General features: G+C 50.8%; 11 protein-coding genes. 4 read left to right on the top strand and 7 right to left on the bottom strand.

Going from position 1 to position 16,532, the window contains the following annotated elements:
• The first annotated feature begins 50 nt into the window (after positions 1–50).
• Positions 51–1,718: an energy-dependent translational throttle protein EttA gene (ettA, locus tag JTN23_RS21790; protein ID WP_247237185.1), complete on the top strand. Its 1,668-nt coding sequence runs from the start codon at positions 51–53 to the stop codon at positions 1,716–1,718.
• An 84-nt stretch (positions 1,719–1,802) separates the two neighbouring features.
• Here the strand turns inward: ettA and JTN23_RS21785 are convergent, their stop codons facing one another.
• The gene (locus JTN23_RS21785) at positions 1,803–2,867 is read right to left on the bottom strand and encodes a TolB family protein (protein WP_247237184.1); all 1,065 of its coding nucleotides are present in this window, start codon (positions 2,865–2,867) and stop codon (positions 1,803–1,805) included.
• Positions 2,868–3,004: 137 nt separating this feature from the next.
• Positions 3,005–4,054, bottom strand: a complete 1,050-nt coding sequence (locus tag JTN23_RS21780) for a TolB family protein (protein ID WP_247237183.1) — start codon at positions 4,052–4,054, stop codon at positions 3,005–3,007.
• 155 nt (positions 4,055–4,209) lie between these two features.
• Between JTN23_RS21780 and JTN23_RS21775 the strand changes: the two genes are divergently transcribed.
• Positions 4,210–7,419 carry a S41 family peptidase gene (locus JTN23_RS21775; protein WP_247237182.1) on the top strand — a complete coding sequence of 1,070 codons (3,210 nt, stop codon included), beginning with the start codon at positions 4,210–4,212 and terminating at the stop codon, positions 7,417–7,419.
• 188 nt (positions 7,420–7,607) lie between these two features.
• Here the strand turns inward: JTN23_RS21775 and JTN23_RS21770 are convergent, their stop codons facing one another.
• The 3 genes from JTN23_RS21770 to JTN23_RS21760 form a co-directional block, all read right to left on the bottom strand.
• Positions 7,608–8,327 carry a TolB-like translocation protein gene (locus tag JTN23_RS21770; RefSeq protein ID WP_247237181.1) on the bottom strand — a complete coding sequence of 240 codons (720 nt, stop codon included), beginning with the start codon at positions 8,325–8,327 and terminating at the stop codon, positions 7,608–7,610.
• A 288-nt stretch (positions 8,328–8,615) separates the two neighbouring features.
• The gene (locus tag JTN23_RS21765; RefSeq protein WP_247237180.1) at positions 8,616–10,631 is read right to left on the bottom strand and encodes a T9SS type A sorting domain-containing protein; all 2,016 of its coding nucleotides are present in this window, start codon (positions 10,629–10,631) and stop codon (positions 8,616–8,618) included.
• Between the two features lie 2 nt (positions 10,632–10,633).
• Complete coding sequence (locus JTN23_RS21760) at positions 10,634–11,875, bottom strand: hypothetical protein (RefSeq protein ID WP_247237179.1); 1,242 nt, start codon at positions 11,873–11,875, stop codon at positions 10,634–10,636.
• Between the two features lie 93 nt (positions 11,876–11,968).
• Here JTN23_RS21760 and JTN23_RS21755 point away from each other — a divergent pair, with 93 nt between their 5' ends.
• Entirely contained in the window at positions 11,969–13,084 is a 1,116-nt protein-coding gene (locus tag JTN23_RS21755) for an acyltransferase family protein (protein ID WP_247237178.1), read from the top strand.
• On the opposite strand, the gene JTN23_RS21750 is transcribed toward JTN23_RS21755, so the two are convergent.
• Positions 13,057–13,911, bottom strand: a complete 855-nt coding sequence (locus JTN23_RS21750) for a polysaccharide deacetylase family protein (protein WP_247237177.1) — start codon at positions 13,909–13,911, stop codon at positions 13,057–13,059. The genes JTN23_RS21755 and JTN23_RS21750 overlap by 28 nt on opposite strands.
• A gap of 378 nt (positions 13,912–14,289) precedes the next feature.
• On the opposite strand from JTN23_RS21750, the gene JTN23_RS21745 reads away from it, so the two are divergent.
• Complete coding sequence (locus JTN23_RS21745; protein ID WP_247237176.1) at positions 14,290–15,771, top strand: hypothetical protein; 1,482 nt, start codon at positions 14,290–14,292, stop codon at positions 15,769–15,771.
• A gap of 157 nt (positions 15,772–15,928) precedes the next feature.
• Here JTN23_RS21745 and JTN23_RS25950 read toward each other — a convergent pair whose 3' ends face one another.
• On the bottom strand, positions 15,929–16,504 hold the full coding sequence (locus JTN23_RS25950) for a DUF1801 domain-containing protein (RefSeq protein WP_310586740.1): 576 nt from the start codon (positions 16,502–16,504) through the stop codon (positions 15,929–15,931).
• Positions 16,505–16,532: the final 28 nt, after the last annotated feature.

Here is a 16,532-nt window from a genome sequence, read left to right as displayed (position 1 = left end):
ACTGTAAGGGTTTATTTGATGATATTTGCCAAGCACAAATTAACTAAAAAATGAGTAACGAAACCATTATTTTCTCGATGGCGGGTGTTAGTAAAATAATTCCGCCTAATAGACACATCATAAAAAACATCTATTTATCCTTTTTCTATGGTGCCAAGATAGGAGTTTTAGGTCTTAACGGATCTGGAAAATCTACACTACTACGCATTATAGCGGGTATTGACAAGGATTTTCAGGGTGAGGTAGTATTCTCACCCAACTACTCCGTCGGTATGCTTGAGCAGGAGCCCAAATTAGATCCTACCAAAACGGTACGCGAGGTAGTAGAGGAGGGGGTGCAGGTAGTCGTAAACCTACTAAAAGAGTTTGATGAAATCAATGAGGCCTTTGGTGATCCGGATGCTGATTTTGACAAACTGCTGGCTCGTCAGGGGGAAGTACAGGAAAAACTGGACGCTACCGACGCCTGGAACCTGGACAATCGCCTCGAGATAGCCATGGACGCACTACGTTGTCCACCACCGGATGCTACCGTGGGTAACCTGTCGGGTGGAGAGAAGCGCCGCGTGGCCCTGTGCCGCCTGCTGCTGCGCCAGCCCGACGTACTGCTACTCGATGAGCCTACCAACCACCTCGACGCGGAGTCGGTACTGTGGCTGGAAGAGCACCTGCGCCAGTACAAAGGTACTGTGATCGCCGTAACGCACGACCGTTACTTCCTCGATAACGTAGCCGGTTGGATTCTGGAACTGGACCGTGGTGAAGGTATTCCCTGGAAAGGTAACTACTCATCCTGGCTGGAACAAAAGCAGGACCGCCTGAAGAAAGAGGAAAAACAGGAGTCGAAGCGTCAGAAAACCCTGCAGCGCGAGCTGGAGTGGGTGAAGATGGCCCCCAAAGCCCGTCAGGCCAAATCTAAAGCACGCTTAGGTGCATACGAAAAGCTACTGAGTGAAGAAGGAAGGGAGAAAGAAGAACGCCTGGAGATATTCATTCCGGCAGGTCCGCGCCTGGGTAGCAAGGTAATCGAAGCCCATGATGTATCCATGGCCTTTGGTGATAAGCTCTTGTTCGAAGACCTAAGCTTTGCGCTACCTCCGGCCGGTATCGTCGGAATTATCGGACCGAACGGTGCGGGTAAAACAACACTATTCAAACTAATCACCGGGCAGGCTAAGCCACTGAAGGGCCACTTTGACGTAGGCGAGACCGTGCAGTGGTCGTACGTGGACCAGGAACACGATAATCTGGATCCTAACAAAACCGTATTCCAGACCATCTCCGACGGTAACGAGTGGGTGATGCTGGGGGGTAAGCAGGTGAATGCCCGCGCCTACGTGAGCCGTTTTAACTTCGCCGGCGCTGATCAGGAAAAGAAAGTAGGCAACTTATCGGGGGGAGAGCGTAACCGCGTACACCTGGCCCTGATGCTCAAAGAAGGCGGTAACCTCCTGCTGCTTGATGAGCCTACCAACGACCTGGACGTAAATACCCTGCGGGCGCTGGAAGAAGGTCTGGAAAACTTCGCTGGTTGTGCGGTAGTCATCTCCCACGACCGCTGGTTCCTCGACCGCGTCGCTACGCACATCCTGGCCTTTGAGGGCGAATCGCAGGTATACTGGTTTGAGGGTAACTTCTCTGAGTACGAAGAAAACCGCCGCAAGCGCCTCGGTACCGATGCGACTCCTACCCGCATCAAGTACAAGAAGCTGGTGTAGTACTATCAGTACAATACAATATATAATAAAGACAGCAGCGGCAGCCCATCGGGCTGCCGCTGCTGTTTAGTAGGGTACCTATTCTTAATTACCGTACGGAATTTCTCCCCCTTGCAGAAACCCAACTACATACAGATCAAAGCCACCTTTGCCGCCGGGGCGATTGGAGGAGAAGATACCTACGTGGTATTCGAAGTCGCCTTCGCGGAGCGTGGTGGGGCGGTACTCATCGTAGGTAGTATTAATGCGGCTGCCTATGTTAACAGGTTGCTTCCATTGGCCATTCACCCGCGTCGAATAGTAAATATCAAAGCCTCCGTACCCGCCGGAGCGATCAGATACAAAGTACATCACATTGTCATTGCTCCTGCTCCAGCCTCCTGGCAGGTGCGGGCACTTATCATCGGCGGGGGAAGAGAGACGCGTATTTTTAGTAACGGGCAGAGGCTTGTCCGATAGCAGCGTTTGCAGGAGTTGTTTTTTGTCAGTGGGTATGGCTACTTCAAAGATATCGAAGTTACCGTCGCGGTTGGAGCAGAAGTACAGGGTTGAGAAGTCACCTGAAAAGGTGGGATAGGCGTCATCTTTAGAGCTGTTGAGCCAGCTTACTTCAAAAGGGCCCTCTGGTATATACTTGTCGTTGAAGTTGTGCACAAACTTGATTTGCAAGTCTCCCTTGCTGTCGTCGGCGTAGAGTAGCAGGTGCCTACCCTGTTCGTCGGGGCCTGCTGCGGACCGCTCCTGCACAATAGAATACGTCACCGGGCCTAGTACGTTGCAGTCCTGATTAGCCTTCTTCATGAGCCTTTCGTAGAAATCTTCGTCCTTGGCCAGATGGCTCAAGCCAAAGTTGCCTATGCTAGCGGTGAGCTGCTTGGCTTTATCATCATATGCCAGCGCAAGGGGCTTCAGTACCAGGTTAAACTTATCTCCGCGAGCACGTTTGGATGAAAAAAGAATGTAGTCCTGGCCACCCCAATTTATAGGTATGTTTGAGTTGTAGTCATCCGTATCCGAGTTGATGACATCCAGGTTGACGGGCGTCTCCTGGAATTTCCCATTAGGGCGCCTGTTAAAAATACTGCCCGGGCAGGAGGTCAGACAGAGGCCGAGGCCCAAACAGAGGAGGGGTAGCAAAAGGCGGCGCATAGAGTGGGTGGAGTATAGTTTGAGCTTAAGATAGATACTTTATTAGAGAGGTATATAGAGCCTGGCGGAGATTTTACGTACAATCTCCTTGCAAAGCTCATTCGGTTGCCTCTTTGCGTGTCAGGGCTTTTTACTACTTACGGGCGCGTTTCATTCTCTTTCAAAAAACCTGCCATATAGAGGTCAAACCCGCCCTTGCCGCCGGGGCGGTTGGAGGAGAATATGCCGAGGTGGTAAGTAAAGTGGTCACGATTGCGGGGTGTAACGGGCCGGTACTCATCATACTGGGTATTGATACGTGCCCCCATATTCTGAGGCTGGCTCCACTGCGTACCATCCAGCCTAGAATGGTAGATATCAAAGCCGCCATGCCCACCCGGACGGTTGGAAACCAGGTACATCGTGTTGCTCCACCAACCCTGAACGAAGTGGGGGCACTTGTCGTCGGCAGGAGACGAAAGTTGCGTGTTTTTGGTAACGGGCAGAGGCTTGTCCGATAGCAAGGTTTCGAGCAGTTGCTTGCGGTCAGTAGGAAGGGCTACTTCAAAAATATCAAAGTTTCCGCCGCGGTTGGAGCAGAAGTACAGGGTAGAGAAGTCGCTCGAAAAGGTAGGATAGGCGTCGTCCTGCGGGCTGTTTAGCCAGCTTACTTCAAAGGGCCCTTCGGCTACATTTTTATCATTGAAGTTATGGACAAACTTGATTTGCAGGTCGCCCTTGCTGTCGTCGGCGAAGAGCAGCAGGTATTTATCTGTTGGTGAGGTGCCTTCCCGGATTATATTATAATCAAATGAATAAAGTGCCGGTCCCAATACATTACAATCCTGATTGGCTTTTCTGACCAGAAGGTCGTAGTACTTTTCATTTTGGCCTACGCTCAGCCAGCCAAAGCTACCGATCCTGGCATTCAGCTTATCCGTTTTATCGTCGTATACCAACTCGAAAGGCTTTAGTACCAGATTAAACACTTCCTTCCGGTCGCGTTTGGACGAAAAGATCAGGTAGTCATGACCATGCTTATTGGAGGGCAGGTTGGAGTTATAATCGTCAAATTCTGAGTTAAACTGCTCAAGATTGACCGGAGTCGAAAGAAACTTGCCCTCACGTTCGGTTAATAATGGTCCGATGCAGGAGGACAGGCTTAGTCCAAGAGTCAGGCAGAGGGAGGAGGTCAGGAGGCGATTCATGGCAGGGTGGTGGTTGTTCTTACCAAATATAAGTAGTAGAGGACCCATTTCAAATCTCCTAATCCAAACTTAACATAGTAGTAACCTCCGGTTTGCAAAGCCCCCTGTCCTGACGTATTTTTGTTAGTTAAGCAACTAGTTCATCAACCATTTCCATGTTCAAGCCCTTACGCTATCTAGTATCTTTGGCTGTCCTGCTGGCTGCCCCCGAGGCATCCGCTCAGATGGCTCCCTCGTGGCTGCGCTACCCGAGTATCTCGCCCGACGGCAAAACAATCGTCTTTACGTACAAAGGAGATCTCTGGCGAGTACCTGCCGCCGGAGGTACTGCCACGCCCCTGACACTGCACGAAGCCCACGACTATATGCCCGTCTGGTCGCGCGACGGCAAGTCCATTGCCTTTGCCTCCGACCGCTACGGCAACTTTGATGTTTTTGTGATTCCGGCGGAGGGCGGAGAACCCCGCCGACTGACATTCCACTCGGCCGATGAGTCGCCCTATGATTTTACGCCCGATGGCAAGCAGGTACTCTTCGGAGCTGCCCGTCAGGATGTAGCCTCCAATCGGCAGTTTCCGACGGGTTCGCAGCCGGAGCTGTATTCGGTAGCCGTTACCGGCGGCCGGGTGGAGCAGGTACTTAGTACCCCCGCCGAAGACGTAAGATACAGCAAGGATGGCAGCCAGCTGGTGTACCACGACAGGAAAGGCGGCGAAAACGCCTGGCGCAAGCACCAGACATCATCCATCGCGCGGGATATCTGGGTATACGATGCAAAATCGGGCAAGCATACCAGGCTCACTACCTTCAACGGCGAAGATCGCAATCCTATATTCACAGAAGACGGTAAAAAGGTCGTGTACCTGAGCGAGCGCAGCGGGTCATTCAATGTATACCAGATGCATGTAGCTAATCCGACCTCGGCCGAAGCGCTTACTTCTTTCAAGAAACACCCCGTTCGCTTCCTGAGCCGCGCCAGCGACGGTACGCTGTGTTTCAGCTACGACGGCGAGCTATATACCCTAAAGGCCGGGGCTAAGCCGCAGAAAGTACCGGTACAGATCGCCTCCGACGCGCGCAGCAACAACGAGAAGGTAATGGCTGTTAGCGGTGGTGCCCGTGATATGGCCGTATCACCCAATGGCAAAGAGGTAGCCTATATCTTCCGGGGTGAGGTATTTGTGAGTTCGGTAGAGGGCGGCGTCACCAAGCGTATCACCAATACGCCTGAGCAGGAGCGGAGCGTGAGCTTCTCACCCGACGGAAAGGCGCTGCTGTACGCGTCCGAAAGGGGCAATAGCTGGAAAATCTACGAAACCCGCATAACCCGCGGCGAGGAGCCTTACTTCTACGCTTCGACGGTACTGAAAGAAACGCCTATTATCGAAAACAACAAGGAGAACTACCAGCCGGAGTACTCGCCGGATGGCAAGGAGATCGCCTTTGTGGAAGACCGCATGAACCTGAAGGTGTACAACATCGCCTCTAAAAAGGTACGTACCCTGCTGACAGATAAAGAATTGTTCTCCATGCGAGACAACGACCAGTACTTCCAGTGGAGCCCCGACAGCAAGTGGATGCTTTTTGACTACAGCGTACCGGGCATCGCCAGTGGTGAGATAGGTATCATTGCCGCCGATGGCAAAGGCAAGGTCACCAACCTGACCCAGAGCGGCTTCCAGGACTACCGCGCCAAATGGGTGAATGGTGGTAAGATGATGCTGTGGTTCAGCAACCGTGATGGCCTTCGGAGCCAGGCGCAGAGTGGCGGCTCGCAGGCCGATGTGTACGCGCTGTTCTTTACGCCCGATGCTTATGATCGCTTTAAATTGAGCAAAGAGGATGCGGCCTTGCTGAAAGAGCAGGAGGAAAAAGCTTCCAAGGCGGATTCATCTAAAAAGAATAAAAATGAACCTGTAGTGATAGATTGGGATGGTCTGGCCGATCGTAAAGCCAAGCTTACCATCCACTCGTCGAGCCTGGCGGATGCGCTGCTGAGCAAGGATGGCGAAACGCTGTACTACCTGGCCCGCTTTGAAAAAGGCCATAACCTGTGGAGTACCAACCTGCGTACCAAAGAGACCAAGCAGCTTATTACACTCAATTCGGGCGGTGGCTCCATGGTATGGGACAAGGACCAGAAGAATATATTCCTGAACACCGACGGCAAAATCCTGAAAATTGACCCCGAGAAGAGCAAGCAGGAAACCGTCAGCCTCAAGGGCGAAATGAACCTGGATGTAGCAGCGGAGCGTAAGTTTATGTTTGAGCACATCTGGCGGCGCACCAAGAAGACCTTCTACACCGCCAGCATGCACGGCGTAGACTGGGACAGCTACAAGCCTGACTACGAGAAGTACCTGCCGCACATTGGCAACAACCACGAGTTTGCGGAGCTGCTGAGCGAGCTGCTGGGAGAGCTGAACGTGTCGCACAGTGGCGCCCGCTACGGTACCTCCAGCCCTACGGATGACGCTACCGCTTCATTGGGGGCTTTCTATGATCTCGGCTACCGGGGTAACGGCGTCCGGATTGAGGAGGTACTGAGGGATGGTCCGCTGGATAAGGCGGGTTTTAACATCAAACCGGGTATGATTATCGAAGCCATCGACGGCGAGGCCATCACAACCGACCGCGATCTGGCGCAGTACCTCAACCGCAAAGCCGATAAGAATACACTGGTGACCATACTGGACGGTAAAAATCGCCGCGAGGTAATCGTAAAACCAGTAACGACTAGCGAAGAGAGCCGCCTGCTGTACAAGCGCTGGGTAAAGCGCAACCAGGATGAGGTGGAGCGACTGAGCAAGGGCGCGCTGGGCTATGTACACATACCCGGTATGAACGACGGGGCCTTCCGAACTACCTACGAGGAAATCATGGGGAAATTTGCCGGGAAAAAAGGCATCGTGGTAGATACCCGCTTTAACGGCGGGGGCGACCTGGTAGCTGACCTGGCGATGTTCCTGAGCGGAAAGCAGTTTATGGATTATACCACCGATACCCGAAGCAACGGCTACGAGCCTAACTTCCGCTGGACCAAGCCGAGCGTATCGCTGGCCAACGAAGCCAACTACTCCGACGGCCACTGCTACGCCTTCATGGTACAGGATCAGAAGATCAACAAGCTGGTAGGTATGCCGGTGCCGGGTACCTGTACATTCGCGGGCTGGGAGGCCTTACAGGACAACAGCATCCGCTGGGGTGTACCGCCGCTTGGTGTAAAAGCCATGAACGGCCAGTACCTCGAGAACGCCCAGACCGAACCCGACGTACTGGTATGGAATGAGTACGAAGCGGTAGTGAAAGGCAAAGACGCCCAACTCGAGAAAGCCGTAGAGGTACTGATGCAGGACATGAAGTAAAATAAAACCTGCCGGATCAAATAGAGCAAAGGCTGCTTCTCCATATGGGAAAGCAGCCTTTGCTTTTTGCACCATAACCAGTAGTAAGCACTGGACATGCCTTTGCCGGTGTTATCACCGGCGAATCAGGTAAAGGAGAAAGTAAATAATGGGTGAAAAATACCAACCATTGTGGAAAGGGCGGACTTTTACTTTATTGTCAGCCGTACGTAAGAAAAGTCTTCCTGCTTGGGTTTGCCTTGTAACGATTTATACATTTCCATCGGTACTACCCGTAGTAGTACGGTCTGGGGCGAGGCCCAGTACAACTCAAAGGGCTTCCAGTCCGGTGAATCTACCTGAAAGTACTTGTCAATCGTAGTACTATCTCCCTGCTTCGTGACCCGCCACACCTGTATGCCATTGGGTGCCGATGCCGCCGTAGCCGGGGAGGAGATAGAGGCCAGGTACTTTCCGTCGGGTGAGGGTACCGGCTCCGACCAGGTGGCGGTGAGCGCGCCGGTTGTCTTGTCCACGAGGTACGTCTGATAAGTATCGTTCCCCATCTCAGCTACCAGGTACTTATTCAGCTCCCGGTTTTGCCCCAGGTACCTGTATTCTTTCCTTTCAGGAGCGGTAGTGTTGAGCAGAGTATCCCTAAAATCTTCTATAGACCGCCACTCCCCGTTGATTTTAAGCCTGATGGTACTGTTGACTTTCTGAGCGTCACCAGGCTCCATGCTGAAACCCACGCTGGGGCTGGTAGATGCTTTACTAAATTCCTCTTCCGTGGCCGCTTCTACTGTGTAAAGGTCGGAGGAGTTACCTGCTGTTCCTTCGGTTGTAGACGTGGTGGCTTGCTTATCCGATGGGCTGGTGCAGCCAAGGGTAAGGAGTAGTATGAATAAAGAGAAGCTGTTTTTGAACATAGTGCTATTAGTGCTTTTACTTTTGGTTCAAGGTTCCCGGCGAGTGCTAGTTGATTACGTAGTCATTAGCCGGTACTACACCTAGGTTCCGGAAGATGTGCATTTGGTTGGAAGCCTGAAAAATAGCTATGCCTTACTCCCAATGTCTTATCTAACCACTCACAGAGCTTCTGTTCTTCCTTAATGACAGGTATCTCCTGAGCTGGCTGGTAAATAAGATAAAAGGCGCTGAACCAGCAGGTGTACCAACTGATTCAGCGCCTCAAATGCGTGTACTATGGTTATATCTTACTTTATGACTACCTGATTGGAGGTTTTTTCTCCTTTCTCATTCTCGAAGCTGAGTACATACACTCCTGTACTTACTCTGGTCACGTCAAGTACTGTTTGCATTTCGTGCTTCAGGGATTGAGTACTGTGGGGCCGACCACTCAGATCGAACAGCTGCAGGGTACCCGTTACCGGCTGCCCGAAGGTGATGTTAATGAAGTCGCGGGTAGGGTTAGGGTAAATAATCCAGTACCTCTCGTAGCTGGGCGTCAACGCCAGGATTGGGTCGGTCTTGGTAGTAAGCTCCACCGCCGGCGACTCCGACACCGGACTTACAGCCCGTAAGCGGTACGTGTAGGCGGTGTTAGGTTCCAGACCTGTATCGGTGAAGGTAGCGGCCTTGCCATCAAATTGGGTAACGGGGCTGAAGTTGTTTTCACCTTCCTTCTTCCTTTCCAGCATGTACTGAATATCCGTTCCACTGACCGGTTGCCAGCTCAGTTTGATTGAGCTCTCGCTACCCACGGCCAGCACATCCTTCTTGAAGTCACGAACGGCAAGCGGAGCTCCTATCGCAACCTCATGGAAGGAGAAAGCCGATACACCGTTTTTATTCTTGATGAAAGGCCCCGGAAACACACTGAATCTGGTCCCGTAGTTGAAGGCAGGAAGGTAGTTGATGCGCTGAGCGTTGGCGGGTGAAGCTAGCTTGAGTACCAGCCGGTTGCCCTGGGCCTGTGCCGAAGCTATGGGAGCCGGAGCCGATTCATTGCCGTCAAAGTAGAAGAGGGTTCTGGCGCTCATGGTAACATCAATTCCGTTGCGGTCTTTCACGACAGTATCGGCAGGCCAGCGCATTTCCTGTCCTTCGTCAAAAAGCAGCGTAATCTCATTCCTTTCCGGTGAAGAGTAATACGCCTTCTGAATGTTGGGAGACCGCCAGTTGGGGTCGTTGGGAGCACCATACACAATGGGCGAAATAAAATTAGCCAGTTGACGGCCCAGCTCCTGATAGCCTCCTCTGTCATAATGGATACCGTCATAGAAAGGAAGTCCTATGGTGGTAAAGTGCAGGGTCCTGGGAAAGAGAGTCGGTGTACGGCGCTGGAAATCACGCAGGCGTCCGGCATTGTAATCCGGGTGGAAGAGGATGTTGATCTGCATCACAACGAAGTTCTCCACCATTGGGAAGTCTCTCTGCCACATTTTGTGTAGTATATCAAACTTCTCCTCATAGCCATTCGGGTTAGTCAGAGCGTCGTCTTCACCCTGTAACCAGAAGAAGGCCCGGATACGGGTAGCACCCGAAGCTCGTATCCGCGTGCGTAGCAGATCATGGATGGTGTATACCGCCTCGGGATTGGTTTCGAGATGGCGGTCTAATCGGGTACCGGGTAGCGATCCGTTGATGACACAGGTCGGGATCTGGTGCTCCTCCAGAATTCGTTTCTGAAGCTCCAGGCCCCACTGTCCTACCGTGGGCCACGACCAGGCTGCGAGCCTCCATAAGGTGTCTCCTTCAAAATAGCCGGGATTATCGTCAGGAACACGGCCTACTGTCCGCCAGTACTTGCTCGAAGCGTTAGAGCCTCCGACTGCCAGGGCGTTGGACTGGCCATTGATCACGTAGAAGTCGCCCGCTACGACATCATCCCGCCGTACGATCCGTACCGAATCGGTCCCGTTCTGGCTGGCATATACCTCAAACGAGTAATCAGCCATTTCAGCTTTAATCTTAGTCTCCATCGCAAAGCGGGCGGAGGTACTACCAGCGGCGTAGGTAAGGTTGCTGCGGTGATAGCTTATACGCTCATTATTGCGGTATACGACCAGCGACATATGGCTCCAGTTGGGGAGCTCCATCACACCCGAAACAGGTACTACGGCTTCGTTCTGATCATTCCGGGCATACAGCTGGAAGTCGCGGGGAAGCTTGTCAAAAACTACGGAGAAAAAGCGTTGCGCCTGGGACTCCGCTACTAGACCTAAGGTAATAATACCGATTACACAAATTCTGAGTACAGCTCTATTCATATTCACAGGGTTTTAATTCTTGATTCACTGGCCAGAGGTACCTGTTCCTGGGGCCGTTCGTGATGTAATGACCAAAATTCATCGAATAAGGTTAAAAACCAAAGTACCATAATGGTAGGCAACGAGTACTTATCCCAGGACAACTGAGCTTTACCCAGCAGGATCAGATTGATCAGCACGATCCATCCGCTCAGGCTCATGGCCGGGGTGATGAATCGCATAAGCGTTACCAGCATCAGGCTAGCAAAGAGGAGCTGCTTTGGTAACCCTTTGATCCCAATCAGAGTTAAAAGGTTGTCAAAGTACCCGAGGTAAGGCCAGGTAAAGTAGCTATTGTAGGTTTGCTTGGCCGGAAAGAAGATAGCCAGCACCAGTACCACTACCACAAAGCTCCCAAACAGGAGCGGGTGGCGGCGCGGGTAGGTGATGTAGTAGCTCCAGCTATTGGTAAAGACTGTTTCGAGCAGGATGTAGTACACAGCCAGGACGGCTGAGGCGTACAGCAGAAAGCCTCCATTATATACCACGGCTTTGTCATAGTCCTGACGCAGCATTTCCGCAGCCGGAGCAGGCCCGCCCCAGAGCAGGATCCATGGCAGCAGACTCAGGCAGGCCAGTGCGTACAGGTACAGTGAAGGGGTCTGCAGGGCTGACTTGAGGGTAATGCCGAGGTTATAATTGGAAGCTTGAAACATCCGGTACACTTCGTGCAGGATAATGGCCGCCGGAAAAGCAAGCATGTACTGTCGTGAAGCAATGGCGGCTATAAACGCCAGGCAACTCAGTACGTGGGCCTTGTAGAGGTAGCCAATGACTCCCAGCAGTACAGCCAGCAGGGAGATAATATCGGTATAGTAATGAACGCTGCAGAGGTAGTAGTTGGGAAAGATCGCCAGACCGAGCAGGCACAGCCAGAACCGGGGTGACGAAGCAGGGCTTAACCAGATAAACAGGCTAATGATAACAAAGCTCAGGAAAAAGTTGAGAAGCCGGAGGTACACGATGCTTTCTCCGAAGATGTTGAGAACCCACCCGCCTATGATGAAAGGAAGGGGCGTATTGAGCTCGTTGAAGGTTTCCAGGAGGTGTATCGAGGGGAGAGGCTCCTTGCTGAACTGTATCGCGGTAGGATAGTAATGGAGCTCATCCTGATACAGTTCGAAGTGGAATTGGTTCTTATAAATGTAGATAAGAAGGAAAAGTAGTAAAAATATAATCGAAGCAATCAGCTTTCTTTTGTTCATAACCATAAAGAGAATGATCCTTTCGGGCAAAAGTAAAAATAGGTAATCTGAATTACTAATCATTAATTTTGCCGCCGAACGATCAGTTAATGCATGAATTCTAAACGGTATTTCCCTAACTTGAACGGCATCCGAAGTGTTGCGGCACTTATGGTACTATTTCACCACATCGAACAGGCTAAAGCCGCTCTGGGAATTCCCAATATCTATGATCTATCGCTGATTAAGCACATAGGCAGACTAGGAGTAGGGCTGTTTTTTGTACTGAGTGGATTCCTGATTACGTACCTGCTCCTTCAGGAAAAACACAAGTACCAGGATATTTCGGCCAGTAAGTTTTACCTGCGCCGGGTGTTCCGGATCTGGCCCATCTACTACCTGATCATTGCACTTTCGTACTTTGTGTTTCCCTACATTCCTTTGTTTGAATACCCTGGCGCGAACGAAAACGTCTTTAATTACTATGGCGAGCGGCTGGCTTTCCTGGCTGTGGTTCTGCCCAACTATGCCTTTGTGGTATACAACCTGCCGTACTGGTGTGCGCAGGCCTGGAGCATCGGGGTAGAGGAGCAGTTTTACTACCTGTGGCCCTGGATCATCAAGTACCCTAAGCGTAGAATCCTGATATTTATACTATTTATATGCGCTTCGGCTCTGGTACTTTATCTGGCTATGCAGACGGTTTCGCCCACGCAGGATGAACAACTAGACATGGTCATGACGTTTCTGGGGCAGTTCCGTATCCAGACCATGGCGGTCGGAGGCGTATGTGCCTATATTGTATTTAAGGATGATCGTAAGTTCCTGGATATCCTGTACCGCCGTGATACGCAGATAGGTGCTTATATCCTCACAGTGCTGCTTCTGGTATCAGGATTCCACTTTCCGGCTTTCATGGAAGTATACTCTATACTCTTTGCTATTATTATTCTAAATCTTGCCTCCAATCCGGGTAGTATTATCAATATCAATAACCGGTTCATGAATTACAGTGGCAAGATCTCCTACGGGCTCTACCTCTACCACGTAGCGGTGATGATACCGATACTAAACCTGCTTCGTGACTATCAGCCCATTATGTCAGGAGTGTCGTATAATCTGGTATTATATACGTCAGTAGTTGCTATTTCTATTCTGGTCGCCTCTGTCTCGTACGAGTACCTCGAAAAGCCCCTGCTCCGCTATAAGGACGAGCGCTTTGGCCGCTGAGCCGACAGGGCCGGTAACTCCGACATAGTATAGAACTGAAGGTCCAGGCTATCAGCCTGGGCCAGTGTATACTTCAGAAAGCTAACCCGAAAGCCATACTCACCCTCCCCAGGCTCCTTGTTGAGGGGCTTATGGCCAAAGAGCATAAGAGCCGTTCCGGTGTCCCGGGCTTTGATCAGGGCCTCCCGTATCTCTTCCTGGCTGATATGTACATCTGTATCAATGGTGAGGGCATCAACGGTGCGGTCATTATCAAAAGTATAGTAGATATGAGGCATGTACCTGGGGGGAAGGTGGTACAGGCGTATCCCGTACAACGAACGCTCATTCTTAGCCACGTCACGCAGGATCGTAAATCCCTGCGCCAGTAGGACAGAATCAGCCTGCTGCGTATGATTACCGCCCGGATGAGCATACGAAGTAGGATGAAAGCCCGCCTGCCGCATGTACTTCATGCCCGGTTCCAGTTCGGTACTGATGTAGCCATTCACTCCGGCATTGCTCAGGAGCTGAGTAGCGTTGCCATGGATCGTTCCGTGAAATCCGATCTCGTGACCATCCTCCTGTAGATCCTGCAACAGCCTCCTTTTAGTTTCAGAAATGGTGTCACTACAGGTGATAAAGAAGGTGACTTTTGCCCCGTGTTGTTTAAAAACAGGCCTCAGTTGATACCATTCATCAATAAAATGATCGTCAAATGAAATAGCTACCCCACCTTTGTGCTGTAAATTATCCTCTGTCGAATCACATCCTATTAAAAGAACATGAATCAGAATTACAATTACCACCTTCACGTTGAGTTTCGGGGCGACCGCTACCTCCTTCATAGTAGTATCCTGCTGTTATCAGATTCTGTTTTATAGTTTGATGACTGAGTAGACTATTTGTGCCTCTGTTAACTTCCTGAAATCTTTTAAGTAAACAATAAGGGCTATATGTTGTACTTAAAACTTGAAATATTTCAAGAAAGATATTTTTTGACACTCCCGGTCACATCTTCACCTGAATCTTTATTTACTTTGATATATAAAAGGTTAAGTTGCTCCTGCACAACCTCAACTAATCAAAACAAAGCTATAAATGATTAGGTACTATAGAAGTTACTTCAGTATCTGATCGGGAAAATGTGTGTAAAAAGGTAACAGAAGCCGAATGGCTCACAACTGTATTTTCTTATTAACATCCACAACAAAGATAGTGTCAGCATGAATGTACGAATACTGAGGGGACTTTCTACGGGTTATTTACTTATTCCAAATATCATATTCTTTTACTACTGGACCAGACCGCTGGTAGCCATCATAGGTATTGTACTTTTTCTGTATGTATACCTGGTGCAATGGTCTGATAGGACCTTTTCTACGAGTGACAAGTCCCTTTCGGGCAAAGATCTGCTTTACGTCGGGATTCTGAGCCTCATCCTGACCCTGATTTCGGGTGTAAACGGTATCTGCTACCAGACCTTTGACTACTGGTGCCACAATACCAAGTTTTATGAAATGTTCAGGGAAGAGTGGCCGTTACGCATTCCGGCCGATGGTCCCATTGTCTCCTACTACTACGGCTACTACGTAGCTCCGGCTCTGTACTCCAAGTGGGTTGGGGCACTCAGCGAGGGCTTTATCTTCTTCTGGACTTACCTGGGTTTCTTTCTGGGCGTAGCCTGGCTGTACCTGGTGCTCAACCGGAAGGTACTCTACCTTATCCTGTGCCTGAGCATTGGCGATACCCCTCACATCATCAAGACGATAACTTACAAGCTGGGTATCAGGCTCTATACCTACGGCGACTTTGGTATTGAGTCCTGGTCCAATTTCGAAAACCTGCTGTGGGTTCCGAATCAGGTGATCCCTACGCTCATTATCGGTGGTATGCTGATCTACCTGCTTCGCCATAAGCTCCCGCTCGAAAACATGGTTTTCGTCATAGTACTTACGTTCTGGTGGGCGGTGTTCCCGGCGCTCACGAGCGGCCTGCTGGTAGGTATTCTGATCCTGCGGGATTGGGTACTGAAGAAGTTTCAGCTCGATTGGCCCTTTGTCATCAAGCACGCCATTGTACCCGCGCTGGTCTGCCTGCCGGTTCTGCTGATCTTTGAATCACATAATGAGGTACCTATTTCGGGCTTTGTGTGGCAGTTTAGGGATAACACCGGCAGCCTGATCATGGAGTACCTGGTCAATATCGGTATCAACATCGTGCTGTTTCTGCTGGCTAAGCAGCTTCTCTGGAAGCAGGGCTCTAAGCTGCCCGAGTTTCCGTTTTACCTGATCATGGCATTCATCTTCCTGTTCCCGTTCTACCGGATCGGTAAGGTCAATGACTTTCTTTTCCGGGGGCTGATGCCTTATCTGATCATCGTGGGTCTGTATCTGTTCGAGCCTATTTCCCACCAATCGTACAAGGTGGTGTGGCAGGTAGCCCGTAAGTCGGTATTTAGTCTGGCTGTGTTGCTCCTGCTGTTCTCCTGCTCATTTATTCCCATTGGAAGGCTTGTGCGGGCCATGCGGGTGAATGTAGTAGCGGCCTCGTACTTCCCCGATAAGGTCACCCATAATCCTATCCCCTACGATGCCTACGAAAGTATCTACGATGTACTGGCAGATAAATGGACGCTCATGGAAGCCAAGCAGTACCTGGGGAAGGAAGGCTCTATTTATGAGAAGTACATCAGCAAGCAGCGCTAAGTAGTGCTCGGCTGAGCTTATGTGGTTAGAAGAAGTACTTATTTTTTTACTTCTTCTAACCACATTTTTAGTACCCATCGCAGATGCCTCGTCACCTCATCAGGGCTCGTGGACTTCACCATCTTTAGGGCGGTGCTGTTGTTACTTTTTGCCATAGTTATGCTCGGAAGTCCAGCCCCTGTCCGGCCAATGCTTCCCGTAATTTGGGAAGCGAACTTTTACCCATACCGTGCAGGGCGAGTACTTCTTTCTCCGTAAGGTTGGCTAGTTGTGGCAGGGTAGTAATACCGCTGTTTAGCAGCGCACGCCTTGCTGGAGCAGCCAGCAGAGAGAAACAGTCTTCCGACTCCTTCGGAGCGGCCTTCTTGTTGATAGCTTTCTCCTGATTCTCCCAGATCCGGAACTTTACAATGTCTGCGATCAGGTCCAGAGGCAGGGGCTTGCTGAGCGGAAATTGGGCAGTACCTCTTCCGCCTTTGTACTCCGATAGTACTTGTTCGAATGCCTCGTGTTGCCGGGGTACCGGATAGACGCTCACGTGCTTTTTGTAGCCCGCAAAGTAAATAAACTGCCGGCCGTTGAGGTAGTAGGCCGGTATGCCATAGCTGATGCTTTCTGTCGCATCAGGGGCTGCCTGTCTGATAAGGGTCCGGACCTGCTGCAGAATGGTCTGGACCTCGGCGGGAAACTGGGCGATGTACTGATCTACATCGGATGGAGCTGGGTTGTTCATAGGCTTAGGCTATAACTAGTGACATGTA

This window comes from Telluribacter roseus, assembly GCF_017355915.2.
Lineage (GTDB): Bacteria > Bacteroidota > Bacteroidia > Cytophagales > Spirosomataceae > Telluribacter.
Note: the sequence above shows the minus strand (reverse complement) of the source record. Positions and strands in the feature narration are given on the sequence as shown.

Bases quoted from the DNA above. Each gene is read 5' to 3' on its own strand.
- ettA (WP_247237185.1), top strand. From the start codon at position 51: ATGAGTAACGAAACCATTATTTTCTCGATGGCGGGTGTTAGTAAAATA.
- JTN23_RS21785 (WP_247237184.1), bottom strand. From the start codon at position 2,867: ATGCGCCGCCTTTTGCTACCCCTCCTCTGTTTGGGCCTCGGCCTCTGT.
- JTN23_RS21780 (WP_247237183.1), bottom strand. From the start codon at position 4,054: ATGAATCGCCTCCTGACCTCCTCCCTCTGCCTGACTCTTGGACTAAGC.
- JTN23_RS21775 (WP_247237182.1), top strand. From the start codon at position 4,210: ATGTTCAAGCCCTTACGCTATCTAGTATCTTTGGCTGTCCTGCTGGCT.
- JTN23_RS21770 (WP_247237181.1), bottom strand. From the start codon at position 8,327: ATGTTCAAAAACAGCTTCTCTTTATTCATACTACTCCTTACCCTTGGC.
- JTN23_RS21765 (WP_247237180.1), bottom strand. From the start codon at position 10,631: ATGAATAGAGCTGTACTCAGAATTTGTGTAATCGGTATTATTACCTTA.
- JTN23_RS21760 (WP_247237179.1), bottom strand. From the start codon at position 11,875: ATGAACAAAAGAAAGCTGATTGCTTCGATTATATTTTTACTACTTTTC.
- JTN23_RS21755 (WP_247237178.1), top strand. From the start codon at position 11,969: ATGAATTCTAAACGGTATTTCCCTAACTTGAACGGCATCCGAAGTGTT.
- JTN23_RS21750 (WP_247237177.1), bottom strand. From the start codon at position 13,911: ATGAAGGAGGTAGCGGTCGCCCCGAAACTCAACGTGAAGGTGGTAATT.
- JTN23_RS21745 (WP_247237176.1), top strand. From the start codon at position 14,290: ATGAATGTACGAATACTGAGGGGACTTTCTACGGGTTATTTACTTATT.
- JTN23_RS25950 (WP_310586740.1), bottom strand. From the start codon at position 16,504: ATGAACAACCCAGCTCCATCCGATGTAGATCAGTACATCGCCCAGTTT.